This window comes from Pantoea sp. DY-15 (genome assembly GCF_019795935.1).
Lineage (GTDB): Bacteria > Pseudomonadota > Gammaproteobacteria > Enterobacterales > Enterobacteriaceae > Pantoea > Pantoea leporis.
Genome location: NZ_JAIMIF010000008.1, coordinates 163748 through 186701, shown reverse-complemented (window position 1 = coordinate 186701; position 22954 = coordinate 163748). Strand labels below are relative to the sequence as shown.

The window sequence follows — 22954 nt, the reverse complement described above, 5'->3', positions numbered from 1 at the left end:
AACCCATCGAAGCTATCAGCGACTTATGCATCAGACAAGCCTTTACCCAAGCTATTTTGATCGCCCCAGCGGCGAGCGTTTTAAACCCCTGCGCGGATTCAGTAACGCGCATCTGCAAACGCTGCTGCCGCGTATTCTGCGGCGCCGCGTTACGTTACGTCCGCACTGGCAGCGTCTTGACCTGCCGGACGGCGATTTTGTCGATTTAGCGTGGAGTGAAGATCCGGCGCAGGCGCGTCATAAACCGCGCATGGTGATGTTTCACGGACTGGAAGGCAGCTTTCGCAGCCCGTATGCGCACGGCCTGATGCAGGCGTGTCAGGCACGCGGCTGGCTGGCGGTGGTAATGCACTTTCGCGGCTGCAGCGGCGAGCCTAATCGCTTAAAGCGCATCTATCACTCCGGTGAAACCGAAGACGCCACCTACTTCCTTCACTGGCTGCAGCGCGAATGGGGCAGCGTACCCACCGCCGCCGTCGGCGTTTCGCTGGGCGGCAACATGCTCGCTTGCCTGCTGGGTCAGCAAGGTCACGATGCACCGATTGATGCTGGCATCGCCATCTCAGCGCCGCTGGCGCTCGAGCCGTGCAGCGGCAAGCTGGATGTGGGTTTTTCACGCTTTTATCAGCACTATTTACTGACGCAGCTGAAAAAGAACGCCACGCGCAAACTGCGCGCCTGGCCTGGCACGCTGCCGGTCGATCTCAGCCAGTTACGTGCTTTCCGCCGCTTACGCGAGTTCGATGATGCGATAACCGCACGTGCGCACGGTTTTATTGACGCCAACGACTATTATCAACGAGCCAGCGCGATGCCGTTGCTGACCGGCGTGCGTAAACCGCTGTTGATCATTCACGCGCAAGACGATCCCTTTATGACCGATGCCGTTATTCCGCAACCTGACCAGCTGTCAGCCTCCATTCAGTATCAGCTGACGCAGCAAGGCGGCCACGTCGGTTTCGTCGGCGGCACCGTTCTTAAACCGAAAATGTGGCTGGAACAGCGCGTGCCTGACTGGCTCTCAACCTATCTGGATGTGTAATTGTGATTATTCCCTGGCAAGAACTCGAAGCGGACACGCTGGAAAACCTGATTGAAACCTTCGTGTTACGCGAAGGCACTGATTACGGCGAGCAGGAACGCAGTTTGCTGCAAAAAGTCGCCGACGTACGCCGCCAACTGGAGCGCGGCGACGTGGTGCTGGTGTGGTCGGAACTGCATGAATCGATCAATATTATGCCGAAGGGTGAATTCCGCGGCTGATGCACCCCGCGGCAATTCGTGGTAACAATGCTCATCGCCGGACTTCACAGGGAGCTCTGTTATGTCAGCCAGGCATCCAATTATTGCCGTCACCGGTTCCAGCGGCGCCGGAACCACCACCACCAGCCTCGCCTTCCGTAAGATTTTCCAGCAGCTGAATCTGCATGCGGCGGAACTTGAAGGCGACAGTTTCCATCGCTACACACGTCCGGAAATGGACATGGCGATCCGCAAGGCGCGCGATCTCGGGCGTCACATCAGCTACTTCGGCCCGGAAGCCAACGACTTCGGCCTGCTGGAGCAGACGTTTAAACATTACGGCCAAACCGGCCTTGGCGAATCGCGCAAATATCTGCATACCTACGATGAAGCCGTGCCGTGGAATCAGGTGCCGGGCACTTTTACGCCGTGGCAGCCGCTGCCGGAAAACACCGATGTGCTGTTCTATGAAGGCTTACACGGCGGTGTGGTCACGCAGCAGCAAAATGTGGCGGAGCATGTCGATCTGCTGGTTGGCGTGGTGCCGATTGTTAATCTTGAGTGGATTCAGAAGCTGGTGCGTGACACGAGCGAGCGCGGCCATTCACGCGAAGCGGTGATGGATTCGGTGGTACGGTCAATGGAGGATTACATTAACTTCATCACGCCACAGTTCTCGCGCACCCACATTAACTTCCAGCGCGTGCCGACCGTTGATACCTCAAACCCGTTTGCCGCACGCGAAATTCCGTCGCTCGACGAAAGCTTTGTGGTGATTCATTTCCGTGGTCTGGAAGGCATCGCGTTCCCCTATCTGCTGGCGATGATTCAGGGATCGTTTATTTCCCACATCAATACGCTGGTGGTGCCGGGTGGCAAAATGGGATTGGCGATGGAGCTGATTATGCTGCCGCTGGTACAGCGACTGATTGAAGGGAAGCGGATTGAATAGGTTTGGTGCGGGCTGTGAAAAGGGAGGCATGAATGCCTCCCCTACGACCGATTACAACTCGACAACCTCATAGCTGTGGGTAATTTCCACGCCTTTACCCAGCATGATCGCCACCGAGCAATATTTTTCCGCTGACAGATCAACCGCGCGCGCAACTGCCTTATCGCTCAATGCTTTACCGCTAACGATAAAATGCAGGTTGATGGTGGTAAAAATGCGTGGCGCTTCTTCACGGCGTTCTGAAGTGAGTTTCACTTCGCAATCGGCCACATCGCTGCGCCCTTTTTGCAGGATCGACACCACATCAATAGCACTACAGCCGCCCGCGGCCATCAGCACCATCTCCATGGGACTTGGCGCTTTATCACCGGAATTACCATCCATCAATACCTGATGGCCGGATGAGGATTCTCCGAGAAAGGTAAGACCTTCCACCCATTTCACTCGTGCCTGCATGATTCTTTCTCCTGAAGCGGCGGTTTTGCCGCCAGAGTACGCTTTCACCTGACAAACAGCAATCCAGAGTAATCCCCCTTCTGCTGAAGCGAGACAACACAAGACAGCTCGCAAAAGCTGTGCTACAAACAGTGCTGAAAATATTTTCGTCATCACAGACGAAGGCCGGAAGAATCAAAAGCGTAGCTTAAGAGTCCACCCGGAATAATTTTTCCTTTACTGGAAACGCTCGACGATTAAACCGCCTGACAGGGAAAAAATGCCCCCTGTGTTTTGGGCACGATTACAACAGAGGATAATAGCGAATGGTTCTCGGCAAACCGCAAACAGACCCTACACTCGAATGGTTCCTGTCCCATTGCCATATTCACAAATATCCATCCAAAAGCACGCTCATCCATCAGGGTGAGAAAGCGGAAACGCTGTACTACATCGTAAAAGGTTCCGTAGCGGTACTGATTAAAGATGAAGAAGGCAAAGAGATGATTCTCTCCTACCTCAATCAGGGGGATTTCATCGGCGAACTCGGTCTTTTCGAAGAAGGCCAGGAACGTAGTGCTTGGGTGCGTGCGAAGTCTGCCTGCGAAGTGGCTGAAATTTCATACAAAAAATTCCGTCAGCTGATTCAGGTAAACCCGGATATTTTAATGCGACTTTCGTCGCAAATGGCGCGTCGTCTGCAAGTGACATCTGAGAAAGTGGGCAACCTTGCCTTCCTCGATGTCACCGGACGTATTGCGCAAACGCTGCTAAATCTGGCCAAACAGCCAGATGCGATGACTCACCCAGACGGGATGCAAATCAAAATCACCCGTCAGGAGATTGGTCAGATCGTGGGCTGCTCACGCGAAACCGTGGGTCGTATCCTGAAAATGCTGGAAGATCAGAACCTGATCTCCGCACACGGTAAAACCATCGTCGTTTACGGCACCCGCTAATTTCTTCTCACCCACGGCGTGATGGCAACATCGCGCCGTTTCTATTTGCGATGAGCTGATGTGGCGCCGAATCATCTATCATCCCGAAGTTAACTATGCGCTGCGGCAAACGCTGGTGCTGTGCCTGCCTGTGGCTCTCGGTTGGCTGTTTGGCGATCTGCAAAAAGGTCTGCTGTTCTCGTTAGTGCCGGCCTGCTGCAACATGGCGGGACTGGATACGCCGCACAAACGCTTCTTCAAACGCCTGATTGTGGGTGGTTCGCTGTTTGCCACCGGCAGTTTCCTGATGCAAATCCTCACCGCTTACCAGATTCCGCTGCCGCTGATTTTGCTGGCGCTGCCGCTGCTGATTGGCGTAACCGGCGAAATCGGCCCGCTGCACGCGCGCCTGCTGCCCGCCACACTCATCGCCGCCATCTTTACGCTCAGCTTAGTGGGACGCATGCCGATGTGGGTGCCGCCGCTGCTCTATATTGGCGGCACGCTGTGGTACGGCTTGTTCAACTGGTTCTGGTTCTGGCTGTGGAAAGAGCAGCCGATGCGCGAATCGCTCAGCCTGCTGTTCCGCGAGCTGGCGGATTACTGCGATGCCAAATACACCTTACTGACGCAGCTGACCGATCCGGAGAAAGCGCTGCCGCCGCTGCTGGCGCGCCAGCAAAAGGCGGTCGATCTCATCACCACCTGCTATCAGCAAATGCATATGCTGTCGGCCAGCCGCGATAACAGCCACAAACGCCTGACGCGCGCTTTCCAGGTTGCGCTGGATTTACAGGAACACATCTCCGTGAGTTTGCATCAGCCCGAAGAGGTGCAGAAGCTGGTTGAGGAGAGCCACGCCGAAGCGGTGATTCGCTGGAACGCCAAAATTATCTCGGCGCGGCTGCGCGTGCTGGCGGATGCGATTCTCTACCATCAGCTGCCGGATCGTTTTCACATGGAGAAACAGCTCGGCGCGCTGGAGAAAATTGCACGCCAGCATCCGGATAATCCGGTCGGCAACTTCTGCCTGTATCACTTCAGTCGCATCGCCCGCGTGTTGCGTACGCAGAAGCCGCTCTACACGCGTGACCTAATGGCCGATCGCCAGCGTCGTTTGCCGCTGTTGCCGGCGCTGCGCAGTTATCTGTCATTCAAATCCACCGCGTTACGCACCGCAGCCCGCTTCGCTGTGATGCTGATGTTTGGCAGCTCGCTGGCGCTGTTCTTTAACATCCCCAAACCTTACTGGATTCTGATGACCATCATGTTCGTCAGCCAGAACGGTTACAACGCCACGCGCGTGCGTATTCAGCACCGTGCGCTGGGTACTTTCGCCGGATTGCTGATCGCCGCCGCGTCGCTGCAGCTGGCGGTGCCGGAATCGATCACGCTGCTGTTTATGCTGGGGATTACGCTGGCGAGCTATCTGATCACGCGGAAATATTATGGCTGGTCGATGATTGGCTTTACCGTCACGGCGGTGTATTCGCTGCAATTGCTGTCGCTGAACGGCGCACAGTTTCTGCTGCCGCGCATGATGGATACCTTGATGGGCTGTTTAATTGCCTTCGCCGGGATGATTTGGCTGTGGCCGCAGTGGCAAAGCGGGCTGCTGCGCAAGAACGCGCACGATGCGCTGGAAGCCTATCAGGAGGCGCTGCAACTGCTGCTGGGGCCGGAACAGTCGCCCGATAAACTGGCTTATCAGCGCATAAAGGTTAATCAGGCGCACAACGCGCTGTTCAACTCATTGAACCAGGCATCGAGCGAGCCGGGCTTTAACCTGCAATATCTGAAAGATATGCGCATGTGGGTTACGCACAGTCAGTTCATCGTCGAGCATATTAATGCCATGACGATTCTGGCGCGCGAGCACACCATGCTGACATCGAAGCTGGCAGAAGGTTATCTGCAATCCTGTGAAATCGCGCTGCAGCGTTGTCAGCAGCGGCTGGCGTATGACGGTCCGGGCAACGACAGCAATATTCTGGAAGCGCCGGAGAATCTTAATGAAGGGCCGGTGACGATTGTCGAACAGCATGTGAAGCGGATCTTGCAGCACCTCAGCGTAATGCACACCATCTCTTCGCTGGCGTGGAGCCAGCGACCGCATCATGGCCGCTGGCTCAAGGTGTTACGTCCGAAAGCGGATTAAGCGGCCAGCACCTTCTCAATCGCGCTGGCGAAACGCGTCATGCCTTCGGCGATATCGGTCGGTTCAATCACCAGCGACGGCACAAAACGGATCACGTCAGTACCGGCGGTGAGAATCATCAGCCCTTCCGCGGCGGAAGCGTTGAGGATGTCACGCGCTTTGCTGGCGAACTGCGGCTTCAGCGCGGCACCAATCAACAGACCTTTGCCGCGAATCTCGCTGAAGATAGCGAATTTGCTGTCGATGGCTTGCAGCGCTTCAACAAACTGCTGACGACGCGCTTCCACACCTTCCAGCACTTCTGGCGTGTTGATAATATCCAGCGCGGTTTCAGCGATAGCACACGCCAGCGGATTGCCGCCGTAAGTGGTGCCATGCACGCCCGGCGCCATTACTGAGGCGATTTCGTTGGTGGTCAACATCGCACTCACCGGGAAACCGCCGCCCAGCGCTTTGGCGGTGGTGAGGATATCGGGCTTGATACCGTAATGTTCATACGCAAAGAGTTTGCCGCTGCGTCCCATGCCGCTCTGCACTTCATCCAGCACCAGCAGCGCATGATGTTCATCACAGAGGGCGCGCAGGCCTTGCATAAATTCTGGCGTAGCCGGCATCACGCCCCCTTCGCCCTGAATCGGCTCGACCACGATGGCGCAGGTATGGTCGTCAATCACCGCTTTCACCGCATCGAGATCGTTGAACGGCACATGTACGATATCCGCCGGTTTTGGACCGAAGCCATCAGAATATTTCGGCTGGCCACCCACCGACACGGTGAACAGCGTGCGACCGTGGAAGGCGTTATGGAAGGCGATGATTTTACTTTTGAACGGGCTGTGTTTTTTGCAGGCGTAATAACGCGCCAGCTTGAATGCCGCTTCATTGGCTTCCGCGCCGGAATTACCGAAAAACACCCGATCGGCAAAGGTCGCGGCAATCAGTTTACTCGCCAGACGCAGCGCCGGTTCGTTGGTGAACACGTTGCTGGTATGCCATAGCGTTTCGCCCTGGGTTTTCAGCGTTTCCACCAGCGCCGGATGACAATGGCCCAATGCAGTCACCGCGATACCGCCAGAGAAATCGATATACTCTTTGCCCTGCTGATCCCACACTCGGCTGCCTTTGCCTTTTACCGGCACAAACTGCGCAGGTGCATAAACAGGCAAAATTACGTTATCGAACGTTTCCCGGGTTACCCCTAGTTTTTCCGCTGCCATTGACGACCTCATCGGGTTATTTGTTGAGCTGATGTGAAATTATAATCACAAAATATGCATAAAAAATCACACGAAGGCAAACATAAGTTACGCGTTGAGGAAATTAGCCAGCAGCTGATGCCCTTGCTCACTGAGGATGCTTTCCGGATGGAACTGCACGCCTTCCAGCGGCAAGCTGCGATGGCGGAAACCCATGATCTCATCCGGCTGGCCGTCGCGCAGGCTCCACGCGGTGACTTCAAACTCAGCGGGCAGCGTATCGCGCGCCACAATCAATGAGTGATAGCGGGTCACGGTAAGCGGATTATTCAGATCACGAAACACACCTTGGTTGGTGTGCTGAATCAGCGAGGTTTTGCCATGCATCACCTGGCGCGCGCGTACCACCTGCGCGCCATAGGCTTGCGCAATCGCCTGATGTCCAAGGCAGACGCCGAGGATCGGCAAGCGCCCGGCAAAATGGCGAATAGCCGCGAGCGAGATGCCAGATTGATCCGGCGTACATGGGCCCGGCGAAATCACCAGATGCGTCAGCGGCAACGCTGCCATTTCATCCAGCGTAATGGCGTCGTTGCGCACCACACGCACATCCGCGCCCAGTTCGCAGAAGTATTGGTAGAGATTCCAGGTGAAGGAGTCGTAGTTATCGATTAGCAGCAGCATAGTAGGTCGTAGCAGTGTGTCATTGCGGGCAACTGGCGCAAGAAAGGTCGCAAAAAAGCCATGTTAACACCTTCAATCTTAATACCCGCTAGCTGACGAAAAAGATTCTGATTACTCTCGCACCCAGTGCTATATTTTGGAGAGTGACTATGTCAGCTACAACGCGAGTATTCAAAACCAAATGGTTCAGTAAGCAAGCCCGTCGGCATCTTATTGGCGATAAAGAACTTTGTCGGGCAATTACAGCAGTAAAACTGGGTTATGCCGATGATTTGGGTGGTGGCGTATTTAAAAAGCGTCTGCAGCAAAATCGCGATCGCGCCATCATTCTGGCCAAAGGGGGTAAAAACTGGATTTATACCTTTTTATTTGCCAAACAGGATCAGAGCAACCTGAGTGAAAGCGAACTTGAGGGCTTTCGTGAGCTGGCAAAACAATACTCGCTGATTTCGAATGAGGCTCTGAATCGGCTGCTCGCCGTTCGGGAGTTAGTGGAGATGTGTCATGACCATAACGCGTAAATTTAAAAGTCCGGCTTTTGCAGCCATTCACAGCGCGGCATCCGGATTGTTTGAAGTAGATGCCATCAGCAAACAGAGCATGCGTGATTTTGATGAACGTTGCCTGAGCGATGTCGCCGCGCTCGATGCGCAGGCGATTAAGAACTTGCGCGAGAATTTGAATGTTAGTCAGCCGGTTTTTGCCCGCTATCTCAACACCAGTGTGTCAACCGTGCAGAAATGGGAAACCGGGGCTAAACGCCCCGGCGGAATCTCTCTTAAGCTATTGTCCGTGGTGCAAAAACACGGGCTTGAAGTGTTACTGTAAAACCTTCGCCGGGCTCACCACTTTCGCAAACTGCGCGGTAAGCGGTGCCAGATCGCCGGCGACGCCCGCCGAGATCGCAGCGCGCCACGCATCACGTTCGAGTGTTTCCCACGAAAGCTGATACCCGGCATGCAGTGCCAACTGCTCGAAGAAGATGCGCTGCGCGCGGCCATTGCCGGCGCGGAACGGATGCAGCACGAAGATCTCACAATAGTAATGTGAGATACGCGCCACGAACGCTTCCTGCTCAAGGTCAGCCAGGCCGCGCTCTTCCTCCAGCGCCTGCATCAGCGTGTTGCCCTCTTTCTCGATGTATTCGCAATGACAATACGGCGTTTCATCGCGCCAGATATCAATGGTGCGCAATTCTCCCGCCCAGCTGTAGAGATCCTGAAACAGCGTGCGATGAATATGGCAAAGACGTGGCAAACCGATGCTGCGCTGGCCAAGTTCTAACGTCGCCAGGCGCGCGGTGCTGAAAGCCAGTTCCGCTTTGCGCAGTTGGGCTTCATCATGAATATCGAGGCGATTCTTCAACACATTGTCGTTATGCCACAAATAGGGATCGCGTACCGCTAAGCTGTTATCCACCATATTGCCTCCTCAGCGACTCGAGTCGCTCCTCAGCATGTTCGGCATCGATAAGCGCTTCGCTATAGGTATATCCGGCCAGTCGACAGCTGGCCTGGTAGCTCGCAGCACGGCGCTGCTGCCACAAAGTGGCTTTCTGTTTCTCAGTGAGTTTGCTAGTCATAGCGCCTCCGGCAAGCAATGAGCCCTAAGTATAAGCAGCAATTTTTTGCTTTGCCGGAGAGCCAATGATGCGCCATGCGAAAATGGCGCGTTTCAGAATCAAGGCAGGACTTTGGCGGAGAGGATAACAATCGGTTTTGACGGCACATTTTGGTACGGTCCCACATCTTTGGTAGGGACCTGCGCAATCTTGTCGATCACATCCTGGCCTTTCACAACTTTACCAAATACCGCGTAGCCGAAATCACGCTGACCGTGATCGAGGAACGCATTATCGGCTACGTTGAGGAAGAACTGGCTGGTGGCGCTGTCTTTATCTGCGGTACGCGCCATCGAAATGGTGCCGCGCAGATTACGCAAGCCGTTGTCGGCTTCGTTCTTGATCGGCGCTACCGTTTGCTTCTGCTGCATGTCGGTAGTGAAACCGCCGCCCTGAATCATAAAGCCAGGAATAACGCGGTGGAAAATGGTGTTGTTGTAGAAACCATTGTTGACGTAATCAACGAAGTTTTTCACCGAAACCGGGGCTTTCTGGTTGTTCAGTTCGAGTTCAATATTGCCCGCAGAGGTGGTGAGCAGCACATGAGGATCGCCTTTTGCGGCGAGCGCGGCAGACGATACGGAAGAGAGCGCTAACAGGGCAACCGCCGCTGTAAAAGTACGTTTAAGCATGAAAGATTCCTTACCATGGAGAGCTAGCTCAAAAACGAGATTGATTGTAAAGAGCATGTGATCCAAGAGCCAGCGTTTTACCGATATTTACGCGGATGTTGCTATTGTCATACTTTTGCCGTCACGCAATCATTTGCGTGATGAAAATCACACTCTCAATGAAATATTTCCGCCTTGTTACACTCGTTGTTTATTAAGATCACAGCAACACTTACAATTCATGACACTTTTGCCACCTTCGGCGCTTAACAGGTTCAGAACATGACAAACCGTAATCGCATTGGCCTTACCTGGATTAGCTATTTCTCCTATGCGCTCACCGGCGCACTGGTGATCGTTACCGGTATGGTGCTGGACAATATCGCGCAGTATTTCCAGCGCCCTATTTCAGAAATGAGCAACACCTTCACATTCCTCAATGCGGGCATTTTGGTGTCGGTGTTCCTGAACGCCTGGCTGATGGTGATTGTGCCGTTGAAGCGCCAGCTGATCTTTGGCTTTGTGCTGATGATCCTCGCCGTTGCCGGTCTGATGACCAGCCACGATCTCACCGTCTTCTCGCTGTGCATGTTCATCCTCGGCGTCGTCAGCGGCATTACGATGTCGATCGGTACCTTCCTGATCACCCATCTGTACGATGGCCGCCAGCGCGGCGCACGTCTGCTGTTTACCGATTCGTTCTTCAGCATGGCGGGCACCATCTTCCCGATCATCGCCGGAATCTTGCTGGCGCGCGCGTTGCCGTGGTATTGGGTTTACGCCTGCATCGGCATCATTTATGTCGCGATCTTTGTGCTGACGCTGTTCATTGAGTTCCCGGTGCTGAAAAGCGAAGCCGCTAAGCCAGGCGTTGAGAAAGAGAAATGGGGCATCGGCGTGCTGTTCCTGTCGATTGCAGCACTGTGCTACATCCTCGGCCAGCTCGGCTTCATCTCGTGGGTGCCGGAATACGCCACCAAATCGATGGGCATGGATATCGCCGCTGCCGGTCAGCTGGTGGGTAACTTCTGGACCGCGTACATGGTCGGCATGTGGGTGTTCAGCTTCGTGCTGCGCTTCTTCGATCTGCAGCGCATCCTGATGGTGCTGGCCGCGCTGGCAACCGGTTTGATGTACTGGTTCGTCACTTCTAAAGACGCCAGCATGCTGCACTGGATTATCATGACGCTGGGCTTCAGCTCAAGCGCGATTTACACCACCATCATCACGCTGGGATCGCTGCAAACCAAAGTCTCTTCACCGAAGCTGGTGAACTTCATCCTGACCTGCGGCACCGTCGGCACCATGTTGACCTTCGTAGTAACCGGCCCAATCGTGGCGCAAGGTGGCGCACATGCTGCGCTCTCAACGGCTAACGGTTTGTACGCCGTGGTGTTTGTGATGTGTGTTCTGCTCGGCTTTGTGACCAAACATCGCCAGCATGGCCACGTCACCCACTAAGTTTGACGGGCGGACCGCGGTCCGCCCTGCTCTTCAACGTTTGAAGGTTACCGCTTCTTTTCCCGCTAAATAGATCTCGCTGCTGGCGGGCTGCGTCGCAGCGACCAACACACCTTTACGCACTGAATAACGCACCGGCACCTGACGCCGCACCGCATCAAATCCACTCTCCGCCGGCAGGATAATCAGACTGGCATCATTACCTGCTTCAATACCGTAATTCGTCAGCTGCAGGGTTTTGGCGCTGTTGGCGGTAATCAGCTGCAATCCATTATCAATCTGCTCGTAACCCATCAGCTGACAGACATGCAATCCCATGTGCAGTACCTGCAACATGCTGGCAGTGCCGAGCGGATACCAGGGATCGAACACATCATCGTGCCCGAAACAGACGTTGATGTTCGCTTCCAGCAGCTCTTTCACTCGCGTGATGCCGCGACGTTTCGGATAGCTATCGAAGCGCCCTTGCAGATGGATGTTCACTAGCGGATTGGCAACAAAGTTGATATTTGAGAGCTTAAGCAGACGGAACAAGCGCGACGTGTAGGCATTGTTGTAGGAGTGCATCGCAGTGGTGTGGCTGGCGGTGACGCGCTCGCCGTTGCCATCGCGATGCGCCAGCGCCGCCACGGTTTCCACAAAGCGCGACTGCTCATCGTCGATCTCGTCGCAGTGCACATCCACCAGCCGATCGTAGCGATTAGCCAGCGCAAAGGTTTTATGCAGCGACTCCACGCCGTATTCGCGGGTGAATTCGTAGTGCGGAATCGCGCCTACCACATCCGCGCCCATGCGCAGCGCCTCTTCCAGCAACGCTTCGCCGTTCGGATAAGAGAGAATGCCTTCCTGCGGAAACGCCACAATCTGGATGTCGATCCACGGCGCCATTTCCGCTTTCACTTCCAGCATCGCTGTTAACGCGGTCAGCGTGGGATCGGAGACATCCACGTGAGTCCGCACATGCTGAATACCGTTGGCGATTTGCCACTTCAGGGTTTGCTGCGCGCGCTGTTTCACATCGTCATGGCTCAGCAGCGCTTTGCGCTCCGCCCAGCGTTCGATGCCTTCAAACAGCGTGCCGGATTGGTTCCACGCGGGTTCGCCAGCGGTTTGCGTGGTATCGAGGTGAATATGCGGCTCGATAAACGGCGCGCTCACCAATCCGCCCTCCGCATCCAGCGCGTCAGGCTGTGCTGCGGTTTGCGGCGGCTGCGGGCGAATCTGCGTAATCTTGCCGTTGTCGATTTCGATCTGCCACAAGCCTTGCTGGCCCGCTAAGCGCAGGTTGTTGATCCACTTCAGTGACGGGTTTGCCATGCCGTACTCCTGTAAAACACAAAACCTAAAGCTAGCATGAAAAGGGGAAACAAACGTAGGGTCGCCATTCATGGCGACCTGAACAATAACCAACCAAATAAGTCACTTAACTAATTCGTTCAAAATCAGTTACATACCTCTAAATAGGTATATAAGGGCGCGCTTGATGTACATCAATAAGCGCCAAAAGCGCCGCGTTAAGGTAAGCGCAGATACCGCAATTTTTGAGGCAAGCATGAGCAAGCACAGTGTCGTTATTATTGGCAACGGCATGGTCGGCCACCGCTTTATAGAAGAACTTATCGATAAAGATGAATCTAATCAGTTTGCGATAACCGTTTTCTGTGAAGAACCTCGCGTCGCCTATGACCGCGTCCACCTTTCCGCCTATTTTTCCCATCACACCGCCGAAGAACTCTCACTGGTTCGCGAAGGGTATTACGAAAAGCATCAGGTAAAGCTGCTGCTCGGCGAACGCGCCATCACCATTAACCGCGATGAAAAACTGATTCACTCGAATAGCGGTCGCGCGGTGCATTACGACACGCTGATTTTCGCCACCGGCTCTTATCCGTGGATTCCACCGATTACCGGCGCGGAAGGCAGTGATTGCTATGTCTATCGCACCATTGAAGATCTCAACGCCATTGAAGCCTGTTCACGCCGCAGCAAACGCGGCGCGGTAATTGGCGGCGGCCTGTTGGGACTGGAAGCGGCAGGCGCGCTGAAAAACCTCGGCGTCGAAACCCACGTCATTGAGTTCGCGCCGGTGCTGATGGCGGAACAGCTCGATCCGCAAGGCGGCGAGCAGCTGCGCCGTAAGATCGAGCAGATGGGCGTGCGCGTCCACACCGGCAAAAACACCCAGCAGATCGTCCATCACGCGCAAGGCGGTAAAACGCTGGAGTTTGCTGACGGCAGCGCGCTGGATGTCGATTTTATCGTCTTCTCCACCGGCATTCGCCCGCAAGACAAGCTGGCCAAACAGTGCGGCCTGCAGCTGGGCGCGCGCGGCGGTATCGCCATTGACGATCATTGCCAGACCAGCGATGCGGATATCTTCGCCATTGGTGAGTGTGCCGCCTGGCAGAACCGTATTTATGGCTTAGTCGCGCCGGGCTACAAAATGGCGCAGGTCGCCAGCGATCGGCTGGTTGGCCGCGACAACGCGTTTGCCGGAGCAGATATGAGCGCCAAGCTGAAACTGCTGGGCGTTGATGTCGGTGGCATTGGTGATGCGCATGGCCGCACGCCGGGCGCGCGCAGCTTCGTGTGGCTTGATGAGCAGAAAAATATCTATAAGCGCCTGATCGTCAGCGAAGATAACCGCACGCTGCTGGGCGCGGTGCTGGTCGGTGACACCAGCGATTACGGCAATCTGCTGCAGCTGGCGCTGAATAACATCGCGCTACCGGAAAATCCGGCGTTGCTAATCCTGCCTGCGGGCAGCGGCGAGAAACCGGTAATGGGCGCTGATGCGCTGCCGGACAGCGCGCAAATCTGCTCCTGCTTCGACGTCAGCAAAGGCGATATCGTCAAAGCGGTGCAAGGTGGTTGCCACACCGTCGCGGCGCTGAAAACCGAAACCCGCGCCGGCACCGGCTGCGGCGGCTGTATTCCGTTGATTACTCAGGTGCTGAACGCTGAATTGAGCCTTCAGGGCATCGAAGTGAACAATCATTTGTGTGCGCACTTCCCCTATTCGCGTCAGGAGCTTTATCACCTGATCCGCGTGGAAGAGATCACATCGTTCGACGCGCTGCTGGCGAAATATGGTCAGGGCTACGGCTGCGAGGTGTGTAAACCGACGGTTGGTTCACTGCTGGCTTCCTGCTGGAACGAATATGTGCTGAAGCCACAGCTCGCACCGCTGCAGGACAGCAACGATCTGTTCCTCGGCAATATTCAGAAAGACGGTACTTACTCGGTGATCCCGCGCTCGGCCGGAGGCGAAATCACGCCGGAAGGATTGATGGCGATTGGCGCCGTGGCGCGCCAGTACAATCTCTACACCAAAATCACTGGCTCGCAGCGTATTGGCCTGTTTGGCGCACAGCGCGACGATCTGCCGGCGATCTGGACGCAGCTGATTGATGCCGGTTTTGAAACCGGACAAGCGTATGCCAAAGCGCTGCGCATGGCGAAAACCTGCGTTGGCAGCGTCTGGTGCCGCTTTGGCGTAGGGGACAGCCTTGGCTTCGGCATTGAGCTGGAGCATCGCTACAAAGGCATTCGTACCCCGCACAAGATGAAGTTTGGCGTCTCCGGCTGCACGCGCGAATGCGCCGAAGCGCAGGGCAAAGACGTGGGTATCATCGCCACCGAGAAAGGCTGGAACCTGTATGTGTGCGGCAATGGCGGCATGAAGCCACGTCACGCCGATTTGCTGGCTGCCGATCTTGATCGCGATACGCTGCTGCACTATCTCGACCGCTTCATGATGTTCTACATCCGCACCGGCGATCGCCTGCAGCGCACCTCGCTGTGGCTGGAAAGCATGGAAGGCGGCATTGACTATCTACGCAGCGTGATTATTGATGACAAACTCGGTCTGAATACGCAGCTTGAAACGGAGCTGGCGCGTCTGCGCGCGGCAGTGGAATGTGAATGGACCGCGACGCTGCAGGATCCGCAGCAGCAGCGTCACTTCCGCACTTTCATCAACAGCGATCGCCGCGATCCGCTGGTACAGCACATCAACCAACGCGATCAGCATCGTCCGGCGCAACCCGCCGAGCGCATTGCGGTCACTCTGATTGAGGAGATCGACGCATGAGCCAGTGGCATTCGGTGTGTGAACTCAGCCAAATTCTGCCTGCGACCGGCGTATGTGCGCTGATCAAAGGCCAGCAGATTGCCCTCTTCCGTCCGCACGACGATGAGCAACTGTACGCCTTGAGCAATATCGATCCTTTCGCCCAGGCCAGCGTGTTGTCACGCGGTCTGATTGCGGAGCACCAGCAGGCGCTGTGGGTGGCGAGTCCACTGAAGAAACAGCGCTTCCGCCTGAGCGATGGCTTGTGTCTGGAAGACGAAGCGCGCTCGGTGGCGAGCTATCCGGTGCGCGTTCGCGATGGCAAGGTTGAGATCTGCACCTGACAGCATTCCTTCACTCTATGAGACGTCACTATGTTTACTGACACCCTGAATAAATGCGCCGCCAACGCGGCGCGCATTGTGCGTACCGCGCAGCACAGCCCGCTGGCCTTCTGGATCAGCTCGGCGATGGCGGGCGCTTACGTTGGCCTGGCGATTATCCTGATCTTTACGCTCGGCAATCTGGTCGATCCGGCTTATCGTCCGCTGCTGATGGGCGCGACTTTCGGTATCGCCTTAACGCTGGTGATCATCGCCGGTTCCGAGTTGTTCACCGGCCACACCATGTTCCTGACCATCGGCGTCAAAGCCGGCAGCATCAAGCAAGGCCAGATGTGGTGCGTGCTGCCGCAAACCTGGCTGGGCAATCTTGCCGGTTCGGTATTGGTCGCGCTGATTTATTACTATGCGGCAGGTCCGCTGCTGCCGAATGCCGGATCGCTGCTGCACAGCGCGGCGCTGGCGAAAACCACGCAGACCGCCATGGCGCTGTTCTTTAAAGGCGCGCTCTGTAACTGGCTGGTGTGTCTGGCGATTTGGATGGCGGTGCGTACCGAAGGAACGGCGAAGTTCATCGCCATCTGGTGGTGTTTGCTGGCGTTCATCGCTTCCGGCTACGAACACTCGATTGCCAACATGACGGTCTTTGCGCTGTCGTGGTTTGGTCAGCATAATGCGGAGTTCACTCTAAGCGGCATCGGCCACAACTTGCTGTGGGTGACGCTGGGCAATATGTTCTCCGGCATGGTGCTGATGGGCCTCGGTTACTGGTACGCCACACCGCAGGCGCAGCGCCCGCAGGCCGAAGCGCAAGCCGCGCCGCTCAAAACGGCATAACACTTTTTTCAGCCCGCCTTGCGCGGGCTTTTTTCAGGATGAGCTATGGACTACTTTCCGCTGTTTTGCCGCCTGCAAGGCAAGCGCTGTTTGCTGGTGGGCGGTGGCGATGTGGCAGAACGCAAAGCGCGTTTGCTGCTGGACGCCGGTGCCGATTTGCAGGTTGGCGCGCTGGATTTCTCCCCCGCTTTTCAGCAGTGGGCACAACAGGGAAAGTTGAACTTATTACCCGGCGCGTTTGACGAGCGCTGGCTCGCGGATTGTTGGCTGGTGATTGCCGCCACCGATGATGATGAGGTGAATCAGCAGGTTGGCGATGCGGCTGAGCGGCGGCGCATCTTTTGCAATCTGGTGGATGCGCCGCAGGAAGCCAGCGCGATTATGCCGTCGATTGTTGATCGTTCGCCGCTGATGATCGCCGTGTCGTCTGGCGGTCGCGCGCCGGTGCTGGCGCGTTTGCTGCGTGAAAAACTCGAAGCGATGCTGCCACAACATCTGGGTGAGTTAGCGTCACTGGCCGGATCGTTGCGCAATCGTGTGAAGCGTAGCTTTAACAGCATGGCGCAGCGGCGCGCTTTCTGGGAGCGCTTCTTCGTGAGCGATCGTCTGGCGCAAACTCTGGCGAATGGCGATCGGCCACGCGCCGAGCACATCGTCGAGACCTTGTTCGATGCGCCGCTATCGCAGCAAGGCGAAGTGGTGCTGGTAGGCGCCGGGCCGGGCGATGCGGGGCTGCTGACGCTGAAAGGCTTGCAGCATATCCAGCAGGCCGATGTGGTGGTGTATGACCGCCTGGTCTCGGCGCCGATTCTCAATCTGGTCCGCCGCGATGCGGAGCGCATCTTTGTCGGCAAACAAGCCGGCAATCACTGCGTACCGCAATCGCAGATAAACCAGGCTCTACTTGAGCAGGCGCAGAGCGGCAAGCGGGTGGTGCGACTAAAAGGCGGCGATCCCTTTATCTTTGGCCGCGGTGGTGAAGAGCTGGAACTGCTGGCGCAGCACAACATCCCGTTTAGCGTGGTACCGGGCATCACCGCCGCCTCGGGCTGTTCTGCTTACAGCGGTATTCCGCTGACGCATCGCGACCACGCGCAGAGCGTGCGTTTCGTCACCGGCCATTTGCAGCAGCATGGCGAAATCGAGTGGCGCAAGCTGGCGGCTGAACAGCAAACGCTGGTGTTCTATATGGGGCTGGCGCAGGCGCCGGAAATCCAGCAGCAGCTGTTGCAACACGGCATGGATGCCGCGATGCCGGTGGCGATCGTGCAGAACGGCACCACGCCGCAGCAGCGCGTCGAGACCGCAACGCTGGCGGATCTGGCCACGCTGGCGCAGCAGTTTGCCAGTCCGGCGCTGATTATTGTTGGTCGCGTAGTGGGACTGCGTTCACAGTTACGCTGGTTCTGACACGGCAAAAAACTGTACAGCGCTGCGCTTTGTCGCCAGACTATGGGCCATCTTTCTCGTAAATAAGGAGTTTCCATGCGCGTTGCTTCAATGGTTTGCGCGTTGTTATTGCCGCTGAGCGCGGTTGCTACCGCCGCTCCCGTTACCTGGTCGAACGTGGTCGGTGAATGGCAGGTGGTGGCGGTGACGCCTAAGAAGGAAGTCGGTCAGTTGTATATCAAGAATGACCCGCAGTTTATGGGCGCGCGCGTGGCGTTTAAGCCGAATGCGATAACCTGGACGCGTGGCACTGACGAGCGCAGCATCAATCCTTCCGTCGATAACTGCAACGGTAAACCGCGCCTGAGCGCCGCCAATGGCGCAGGTCAGGATCGTGACTTCAGCTTCCGTTACGGCTTCAATGTGAGTTGTGGCAATCAGGCTTGGGGACCTGCGCCGGGCGCGGTGATCAGCGTGCTGGCTGACGGTAACGCACGCCTGTTCTGGGATGGCGCGGAACTGGCGTTACATCGCATCAAATAAAAAACGGCGGGTCAAATGACCCGCCGTTTTTTTCTATCCGCACACCGCTTAAGGCTGTGCGACAAAACCCACCGCTTCATACACTTTCTTCAGCGTTTCCTGCGCATGAGCACGGGCTTTCGCTGCGCCATCGCGCATCACCTGATTCAGCAACTCTTCGTCGTTACGGAAACGATGATAGCGCTCCTGCAGCTCGGTCAGCATCCCGGAAACCGCATCGGCAACTTCACCTTTGAGGTGACCATACATTTTGCCTTCGAAATGCTGCTCCAGCTCAGGAATGCTTTTGCCAGTAACACCGGCGAGAATGTCCAGCAGGTTAGACACACCAGCTTTCTCTTTGACGTCGTAACGCACCACTGGCGGCTCGGCGGAGTCGGTCACCGCGCGTTTGATCTTCTTCACCACCGCTTTGGTGTCTTCCAGCAGACCAATCACGTTGTTACGGTTGTCGTCTGACTTGGACATTTTTTTGGTCGGCTCAAGCAGCGACATCACGCGTGCACCCGATTTCGGAATGAACGGCTCAGGCACTTTGAACACATCGCCGTACAGCGCATTGAAACGCTGGGCGATATCGCGGCTCAGCTCCAGATGCTGCTTCTGATCTTCGCCAACCGGCACCTGATTGGTTTGATACAGCAGGATATCGGCCGCCATCAGCACCGGATAATCAAACAGGCCCGCGGTGATGTTTTCCGAGTAGCGCGCGGATTTATCTTTGAACTGCGTCATGCGGCTCAGCTCGCCAAAATAGGCGTAGCAGTTCAGCACCCAGCTCAGCTGCGCATGCTCTGGCACATGCGACTGAACAAAGATGGTGCTCTTCGCCGGGTCGATGCCACAAGCAAGATAGAGCGCTAAGGTATCCAGCGTGGCTTTACGCAGCGCGGTTGGATCCTGACGTACGGTAATGGCGTGCAGATCGACGATGCAGTAAATGCAGTGAAAATCATCCTGCATCTGCACCCACTGACGCAGCGCACCCATATAGTTGCCAATGGTCAGTTCACCGGAAGGCTGGGCGCCGCTGAAAACGATGGGTTTGCTCATGTTATGTCCTGATAATCACAGCCCGATAGCGGGCAAAAGTTCGTCAAAAGAGTCGAGAGTTAAATCGGGTTGGCTTGTCGCAATCGGCTCACCGTAGTTGTAGCCAAATGTCATACCAATGTTCGGTACGCCTGCCGCCTGGGCCGCGAGAATATCATTGCGGGAATCGCCGACAAACAGCAATTGTCCCGGAAGCACGCCAAAATGGCCAAGGACGAGGAAAATGGCCGCTGGATGGGGCTTTTTCACAATCACGTCGTCACCGCCGATAATCTGCGTGAAGTACTCAGCAATCCCGAGCGACTTCAACAGCGGCGCCACAAACGGCGTGGGCTTGTTAGTGACGATCGCTAGCGGCAGGCCTTTCGCCTGCAAGGCCGCCAGCGTCTCTTTCACCTGCGGGAATAGCGTGCTGCCCGCTTCTACCGTTTGCGCGTAATATTTGTCAAACAGCGCACGCGCATCGCGTTGCTCTTCGGCATGCGGCTCGCGTCCCAGCGCCCAGGTCAGCGCGCGGGTCATCATCACGTCAGCGCCGTTACCAATCCAGGTAGAAGCCAATGCCAAACCCGGCGGCGGCAGCTGCAGATCGCTCAGCGCATGATCGATGGCTTGTGCCAGGCCCGGCGCGCTATCGACCAGCGTACCGTCGAGGTCAAACGCCAGCGCGCGGATATCAGTGAAATGAGCCATTAACTTTCTCCAGTTCGCCACGCATCTCATCGATCACTTTTTTGTAATCCGGATGGCCGAAGATCGCGGAACCGGCAACAAACATATCGGCACCGGCGGCAGCAATCTGGCCAATGTTATCGATTTTCACGCCGCCATCCACTTCCAGACGAATGTTGTAGCCACTCTCATCAATCAGGCGACGCGCCTGACGCAGTTTGTCGAGCGTACCGGGAATGAAGGATTGACCGCCAAAGCCTGGGTTCACCGACATCAGCAGAATGATGTCCAGCTTATCCATTACATAATCGAGGTAGTGGAGCGGCGTCGCAGGGTTGAACACCAGACCCGCTTTGCAACCATGCTCTTTGATCAGCTGCAGCGTGCGATCAACATGCTCGCTGGCTTCCGGGTGGAAAGTAATGAAGGTGGCGCCTGCTTTAGCGAATTCCGGGATCAATGCATCCACAGGTTTAACCATCAGATGCACATCAATAGGTGCAGTGATGCCGTAATCGCGCAGCGCTTTAAGCACCATAGGCCCCATCGTCAGATTGGGAACGTAGTGGTTATCCATCACATCGAAATGGACCACATCACCACCTGCCGCCAGCGCTTTGGCCGTGTCTTCACCCAAACGCGCGAAGTCAGCAGCCAGAATTGATGGGGCCAGTAAAAATTGTTTCATCCGATTCTCCCAATTTTGTGCGCCAGCCTGAGCTGGCGTAATGCCTTGGTCGCGGACGAAACAGGCTAGCGGAAAAGCGCCAGCAGTTCGTCGACTTGCGTGCGACCACTTATGCTTCGGCTGATGGAACGCCGGGCTTTGACTATGTGTAAATCCGCATTCTGATACCACTCACGCGTGAGTACCGTATCGTGGTTAGAAATCAGTACCGGGATGCGATTTTGCTGCGAAAGCTTATTGGCTAACTCAGCCAGATGCTGCTGCTCGCGCAGACTAAAACTGTTGGTGTGGTAAGCGGTAAAATTCGCTGTCGCCGAAAGCGGGGCATACGGCGGATCGCAATAAACCACTGAGCCTTCAACGGCGTTGTTCAGAGTAACATCGTACGATTCACAGACAAAGGTCGCTTTTTGCGCCCGTTCGGCAAACCAGAGCAGCTCCGCTTCCGGGAAATACGGCTTGCGATACCGGCCAAAAGGCACGTTAAACTCACCGCGCAAATTGTAGCGGCACAGACCGTTATAACCGTGTCGATTGAGATACAGAAACAGCACCGCGCGCTGATATTCATCTTTGCTCGCATTAAAGGCGATGCGCTGCGCGTAGTAGGTTTCTGCCGTGTTGCCTTCAGCGTTGAAAAGCTGGCGCGCGTCTTCAATGAAAGCCGCGGTACGCGTTTTGACGATGTTATACAGATTGATGAGATCACCGTTGATGTCCGCCAGGTGATAGCGGTCATAGTCGGTGTTGAGGAACACGGAACCGGCGCCGACAAAGGGTTCGATTAGACAATCACCTTGTGGCAAATGACGACGGATGTCATCAAGGAGCGGGTATTTCCCTCCGGCCCATTTCAGGAAAGCGCGATTTTTTTTCATGCTGTCGTGGTTATTACATCTTAATTATTGGCTGTGGTGGAACCGACAGCAGCTCTGCGCTTTAAACGGGGCCGCATGTTTGCGGCCCCACATCTCATTACTTGCTTTCTTTCTTCACCTGGCTAAGCGGTTTTACCCACGGATTGGCCGCACGCACTTCCGCTGGCAGCGATGCCACGGCGCGTTTCGCATCGGCTGGCGTGGCGTAAGCGCCGCTCACCAACACATACCAAGGTTCGCCGTTACGCGTGGTTTTATACACGTGATAACCGCTTAGGTTCTGTTTTCTCGCCCAGGCGTTCAGGCTCTCTTCTTTCGACGCACCGCTCAACTGCAGCGTGTAGTTTCCGCCCGATGGCAGCGATTTGCTGGCACCGCTCGCACTGGCAGGCGCGGGATTGCGCGTTGCGGTGGTGCGCGTGTTGTTCTCTTTTACAGGTGCCGGTTTAGTGGCGGCCGGTGTTTTGTGCGGAGTCGACGCGTGCGTCTCGCGCGTACCGTTGTTGCTGGTGCGCGCGGGGGTTTCTGAACGCATGGCTGGCGGCGTGATCGCTTTACCGTTGCCGCTGACTGTGGCCGGCGCGGTTGGCAGCGAGCTATTACCCTGCGCGCCTTGTGCTGCTGCATCGACAGAACCTTGCTGATTGTTCAGCGCACTATTGAGATCGCCCGGCAGCGTGACACGTTGTTGATTAGCTGGCGTATCCACAGGCGCAGCTTGCGTCGGCGTCGAGGAGACTGATGGCATCGAGATGGATTGACCATCGCTGCCCGCTGGTGCAGTTGTGCCCGCGGTGTTTTGCGCTACGCTGCCTTCAGCAGAAGGCGTGGCGTTTTGCTGGCCGCTCATGGACATCGATCCCGAAAGGTCGATGTTCTTTTCGCTGCCACCGGCAGATGGTGCCGCGCCATTATTTGCGGTATTGGTTGCGGGTTTCTTCTCGTCTGGGCCGGTTAATGCTGAACCAATCCCCAGCACCACCAACAGCAGAACCAAAATACCAATGCCCATCATCATATGTTGACGGGAAACCGGTACTTTCACTTTCGGCGCAGAAGACGATTTGCGTGGCCGCGTCGGACGGCGGTCACTGGCGTCAGGTTTTAATTCGTCTTCCGGTTTGAACTCATCCATTTAGCCTCCTCCGTAAAACGACGCGCTTCCCACACGCCGCATCACCAC

Annotated in this window: 25 protein-coding genes; 13 read left to right on the top strand and 12 right to left on the bottom strand. The window is 56.0% G+C overall.

What is annotated here, in order from left to right:
- The first annotated feature begins 25 nt into the window (after positions 1-25).
- From K5Y32_RS23595 to K5Y32_RS23585, 3 genes are all read left to right on the top strand, one after another.
- Positions 26-1042 carry a hydrolase gene (locus K5Y32_RS23595; protein WP_110867605.1) on the top strand — a complete coding sequence of 339 codons (1017 nt, stop codon included), beginning with the start codon at positions 26-28 and terminating at the stop codon, positions 1040-1042.
- 2 nt (positions 1043-1044) lie between these two features.
- Positions 1045-1263 carry a YheU family protein gene (locus K5Y32_RS23590; RefSeq protein ID WP_007892223.1) on the top strand — a complete coding sequence of 73 codons (219 nt, stop codon included), beginning with the start codon at positions 1045-1047 and terminating at the stop codon, positions 1261-1263.
- Between the two features lie 61 nt (positions 1264-1324).
- Positions 1325-2194 carry a phosphoribulokinase gene (locus tag K5Y32_RS23585; protein WP_101762648.1) on the top strand — a complete coding sequence of 290 codons (870 nt, stop codon included), beginning with the start codon at positions 1325-1327 and terminating at the stop codon, positions 2192-2194.
- Between the two features lie 51 nt (positions 2195-2245).
- Here K5Y32_RS23585 and K5Y32_RS23580 read toward each other — a convergent pair whose 3' ends face one another.
- Positions 2246-2650: an OsmC family protein gene (locus tag K5Y32_RS23580; protein WP_008101814.1), complete on the bottom strand. Its 405-nt coding sequence runs from the start codon at positions 2648-2650 to the stop codon at positions 2246-2248.
- Between the two features lie 305 nt (positions 2651-2955).
- On the opposite strand from K5Y32_RS23580, the gene crp reads away from it, so the two are divergent.
- Positions 2956-3588 (top strand): cAMP-activated global transcriptional regulator CRP, encoded by a 633-nt coding sequence (gene crp / locus K5Y32_RS23575; RefSeq protein WP_003852956.1) that lies wholly within the window; start codon positions 2956-2958, stop codon positions 3586-3588.
- Positions 3589-3646: 58 nt separating this feature from the next.
- Complete coding sequence (locus K5Y32_RS23570; RefSeq protein ID WP_101762650.1) at positions 3647-5725, top strand: YccS/YhfK family putative transporter; 2079 nt, start codon at positions 3647-3649, stop codon at positions 5723-5725.
- On the opposite strand, the gene K5Y32_RS23565 is transcribed toward K5Y32_RS23570, so the two are convergent.
- Positions 5722-6942, bottom strand: coding sequence for an aspartate aminotransferase family protein (locus K5Y32_RS23565; RefSeq protein ID WP_222186044.1), 1221 nt, complete (start codon positions 6940-6942; stop codon positions 5722-5724). The two genes, K5Y32_RS23570 and K5Y32_RS23565, sit on opposite strands and share 4 nt — an antisense overlap.
- Before the next feature lie 87 nt (positions 6943-7029).
- The gene (locus K5Y32_RS23560) at positions 7030-7605 is read right to left on the bottom strand and encodes an aminodeoxychorismate synthase component II (RefSeq protein WP_137386648.1); all 576 of its coding nucleotides are present in this window, start codon (positions 7603-7605) and stop codon (positions 7030-7032) included.
- A gap of 149 nt (positions 7606-7754) precedes the next feature.
- On the opposite strand from K5Y32_RS23560, the gene K5Y32_RS23555 reads away from it, so the two are divergent.
- Positions 7755-8126 (top strand): type II toxin-antitoxin system RelE/ParE family toxin, encoded by a 372-nt coding sequence (locus K5Y32_RS23555; RefSeq protein ID WP_192236992.1) that lies wholly within the window; start codon positions 7755-7757, stop codon positions 8124-8126.
- On the top strand, positions 8110-8433 hold the full coding sequence (locus K5Y32_RS23550; RefSeq protein ID WP_192236991.1) for a DNA-binding transcriptional regulator: 324 nt from the start codon (positions 8110-8112) through the stop codon (positions 8431-8433). The genes K5Y32_RS23555 and K5Y32_RS23550 overlap by 17 nt, the downstream gene beginning before the upstream one ends.
- On the opposite strand, the gene K5Y32_RS23545 is transcribed toward K5Y32_RS23550, so the two are convergent.
- The 3 genes from K5Y32_RS23545 to ppiA form a co-directional block, all read right to left on the bottom strand.
- Complete coding sequence (locus tag K5Y32_RS23545; RefSeq protein ID WP_222186043.1) at positions 8425-9027, bottom strand: putative adenosine monophosphate-protein transferase Fic; 603 nt, start codon at positions 9025-9027, stop codon at positions 8425-8427. The genes K5Y32_RS23550 and K5Y32_RS23545 overlap by 9 nt on opposite strands.
- Entirely contained in the window at positions 9017-9187 is a 171-nt protein-coding gene (locus K5Y32_RS23540; RefSeq protein ID WP_101762654.1) for a YhfG family protein, read from the bottom strand. Before K5Y32_RS23540 ends, K5Y32_RS23545 begins: the two co-directional genes overlap by 11 nt.
- A 98-nt stretch (positions 9188-9285) precedes the next feature.
- Positions 9286-9858: a peptidylprolyl isomerase A gene (gene ppiA / locus K5Y32_RS23535; protein WP_101762655.1), complete on the bottom strand. Its 573-nt coding sequence runs from the start codon at positions 9856-9858 to the stop codon at positions 9286-9288.
- 261 nt (positions 9859-10119) lie between these two features.
- Between ppiA and tsgA the strand changes: the two genes are divergently transcribed.
- On the top strand, positions 10120-11298 hold the full coding sequence (tsgA, locus tag K5Y32_RS23530; protein WP_008101801.1) for an MFS transporter TsgA: 1179 nt from the start codon (positions 10120-10122) through the stop codon (positions 11296-11298).
- Positions 11299-11331: 33 nt separating this feature from the next.
- Here the strand turns inward: tsgA and K5Y32_RS23525 are convergent, their stop codons facing one another.
- Positions 11332-12615, bottom strand: a complete 1284-nt coding sequence (locus tag K5Y32_RS23525) for a cytosine deaminase (RefSeq protein WP_222186042.1) — start codon at positions 12613-12615, stop codon at positions 11332-11334.
- Positions 12616-12850: 235 nt separating this feature from the next.
- On the opposite strand from K5Y32_RS23525, the gene nirB reads away from it, so the two are divergent.
- The 5 genes from nirB (at position 12851) to K5Y32_RS23500 (ending at position 18480) form a co-directional block, all read left to right on the top strand.
- Complete coding sequence (gene nirB, locus K5Y32_RS23520; RefSeq protein ID WP_222186041.1) at positions 12851-15391, top strand: nitrite reductase large subunit NirB; 2541 nt, start codon at positions 12851-12853, stop codon at positions 15389-15391.
- Positions 15388-15714 carry a nitrite reductase small subunit NirD gene (gene nirD, locus K5Y32_RS23515; RefSeq protein WP_222186040.1) on the top strand — a complete coding sequence of 109 codons (327 nt, stop codon included), beginning with the start codon at positions 15388-15390 and terminating at the stop codon, positions 15712-15714. Before nirB ends, nirD begins: the two co-directional genes overlap by 4 nt.
- Positions 15715-15744: 30 nt before the next feature.
- Positions 15745-16548, top strand: a complete 804-nt coding sequence (nirC, locus tag K5Y32_RS23510) for a nitrite transporter NirC (RefSeq protein ID WP_222186039.1) — start codon at positions 15745-15747, stop codon at positions 16546-16548.
- A 45-nt stretch (positions 16549-16593) separates the two neighbouring features.
- The gene (cysG, locus tag K5Y32_RS23505) at positions 16594-17958 is read left to right on the top strand and encodes a siroheme synthase CysG (RefSeq protein WP_222186038.1); all 1365 of its coding nucleotides are present in this window, start codon (positions 16594-16596) and stop codon (positions 17956-17958) included.
- 75 nt (positions 17959-18033) lie between these two features.
- Positions 18034-18480 carry a hypothetical protein gene (locus K5Y32_RS23500; protein WP_222186037.1) on the top strand — a complete coding sequence of 149 codons (447 nt, stop codon included), beginning with the start codon at positions 18034-18036 and terminating at the stop codon, positions 18478-18480.
- Between the two features lie 48 nt (positions 18481-18528).
- Here the strand turns inward: K5Y32_RS23500 and trpS are convergent, their stop codons facing one another.
- The 5 genes from trpS to K5Y32_RS23475 form a co-directional block, all read right to left on the bottom strand.
- Positions 18529-19533 carry a tryptophan--tRNA ligase gene (gene trpS / locus K5Y32_RS23495; RefSeq protein ID WP_222186036.1) on the bottom strand — a complete coding sequence of 335 codons (1005 nt, stop codon included), beginning with the start codon at positions 19531-19533 and terminating at the stop codon, positions 18529-18531.
- 15 nt (positions 19534-19548) lie between these two features.
- Positions 19549-20226, bottom strand: a complete 678-nt coding sequence (locus tag K5Y32_RS23490; RefSeq protein WP_222186035.1) for a phosphoglycolate phosphatase — start codon at positions 20224-20226, stop codon at positions 19549-19551.
- On the bottom strand, positions 20210-20893 hold the full coding sequence (gene rpe / locus K5Y32_RS23485) for a ribulose-phosphate 3-epimerase (RefSeq protein WP_101762664.1): 684 nt from the start codon (positions 20891-20893) through the stop codon (positions 20210-20212). The genes K5Y32_RS23490 and rpe overlap by 17 nt, the downstream gene beginning before the upstream one ends.
- Before the next feature lie 65 nt (positions 20894-20958).
- Entirely contained in the window at positions 20959-21771 is an 813-nt protein-coding gene (gene dam, locus K5Y32_RS23480) for an adenine-specific DNA-methyltransferase (protein WP_101762665.1), read from the bottom strand.
- 97 nt (positions 21772-21868) lie between these two features.
- Positions 21869-22906 (bottom strand): SPOR domain-containing protein, encoded by a 1038-nt coding sequence (locus tag K5Y32_RS23475; protein ID WP_222186034.1) that lies wholly within the window; start codon positions 22904-22906, stop codon positions 21869-21871.
- Between the last annotated feature and the right edge of the window lie 48 nt (positions 22907-22954).

What these genes read in the sequence shown, in the direction of transcription:
- K5Y32_RS23595 (WP_110867605.1), top strand. Translation starts at nt 26, where the DNA reads ATGCATCAGACAAGCCTTTACCCAAGCTATTTTGATCGCCCCAGCGGC.
- K5Y32_RS23585 (WP_101762648.1), top strand. Translation starts at nt 1,325, where the DNA reads ATGTCAGCCAGGCATCCAATTATTGCCGTCACCGGTTCCAGCGGCGCC.
- K5Y32_RS23580 (WP_008101814.1), bottom strand. Translation starts at nt 2,650, where the DNA reads ATGCAGGCACGAGTGAAATGGGTGGAAGGTCTTACCTTTCTCGGAGAA.
- crp (WP_003852956.1), top strand. Translation starts at nt 2,956, where the DNA reads ATGGTTCTCGGCAAACCGCAAACAGACCCTACACTCGAATGGTTCCTG.
- K5Y32_RS23570 (WP_101762650.1), top strand. Translation starts at nt 3,647, where the DNA reads ATGTGGCGCCGAATCATCTATCATCCCGAAGTTAACTATGCGCTGCGG.
- K5Y32_RS23565 (WP_222186044.1), bottom strand. Translation starts at nt 6,942, where the DNA reads ATGGCAGCGGAAAAACTAGGGGTAACCCGGGAAACGTTCGATAACGTA.
- K5Y32_RS23560 (WP_137386648.1), bottom strand. Translation starts at nt 7,605, where the DNA reads ATGCTGCTGCTAATCGATAACTACGACTCCTTCACCTGGAATCTCTAC.
- K5Y32_RS23555 (WP_192236992.1), top strand. Translation starts at nt 7,755, where the DNA reads ATGTCAGCTACAACGCGAGTATTCAAAACCAAATGGTTCAGTAAGCAA.
- K5Y32_RS23550 (WP_192236991.1), top strand. Translation starts at nt 8,110, where the DNA reads ATGACCATAACGCGTAAATTTAAAAGTCCGGCTTTTGCAGCCATTCAC.
- K5Y32_RS23545 (WP_222186043.1), bottom strand. Translation starts at nt 9,027, where the DNA reads ATGGTGGATAACAGCTTAGCGGTACGCGATCCCTATTTGTGGCATAAC.
- K5Y32_RS23540 (WP_101762654.1), bottom strand. Translation starts at nt 9,187, where the DNA reads ATGACTAGCAAACTCACTGAGAAACAGAAAGCCACTTTGTGGCAGCAG.
- ppiA (WP_101762655.1), bottom strand. Translation starts at nt 9,858, where the DNA reads ATGCTTAAACGTACTTTTACAGCGGCGGTTGCCCTGTTAGCGCTCTCT.
- tsgA (WP_008101801.1), top strand. Translation starts at nt 10,120, where the DNA reads ATGACAAACCGTAATCGCATTGGCCTTACCTGGATTAGCTATTTCTCC.
- K5Y32_RS23525 (WP_222186042.1), bottom strand. Translation starts at nt 12,615, where the DNA reads ATGGCAAACCCGTCACTGAAGTGGATCAACAACCTGCGCTTAGCGGGC.
- nirB (WP_222186041.1), top strand. Translation starts at nt 12,851, where the DNA reads ATGAGCAAGCACAGTGTCGTTATTATTGGCAACGGCATGGTCGGCCAC.
- nirD (WP_222186040.1), top strand. Translation starts at nt 15,388, where the DNA reads ATGAGCCAGTGGCATTCGGTGTGTGAACTCAGCCAAATTCTGCCTGCG.
- nirC (WP_222186039.1), top strand. Translation starts at nt 15,745, where the DNA reads ATGTTTACTGACACCCTGAATAAATGCGCCGCCAACGCGGCGCGCATT.
- cysG (WP_222186038.1), top strand. Translation starts at nt 16,594, where the DNA reads ATGGACTACTTTCCGCTGTTTTGCCGCCTGCAAGGCAAGCGCTGTTTG.
- K5Y32_RS23500 (WP_222186037.1), top strand. Translation starts at nt 18,034, where the DNA reads ATGCGCGTTGCTTCAATGGTTTGCGCGTTGTTATTGCCGCTGAGCGCG.
- trpS (WP_222186036.1), bottom strand. Translation starts at nt 19,533, where the DNA reads ATGAGCAAACCCATCGTTTTCAGCGGCGCCCAGCCTTCCGGTGAACTG.
- K5Y32_RS23490 (WP_222186035.1), bottom strand. Translation starts at nt 20,226, where the DNA reads ATGGCTCATTTCACTGATATCCGCGCGCTGGCGTTTGACCTCGACGGT.
- rpe (WP_101762664.1), bottom strand. Translation starts at nt 20,893, where the DNA reads ATGAAACAATTTTTACTGGCCCCATCAATTCTGGCTGCTGACTTCGCG.
- dam (WP_101762665.1), bottom strand. Translation starts at nt 21,771, where the DNA reads ATGAAAAAAAATCGCGCTTTCCTGAAATGGGCCGGAGGGAAATACCCG.
- K5Y32_RS23475 (WP_222186034.1), bottom strand. Translation starts at nt 22,906, where the DNA reads ATGGATGAGTTCAAACCGGAAGACGAATTAAAACCTGACGCCAGTGAC.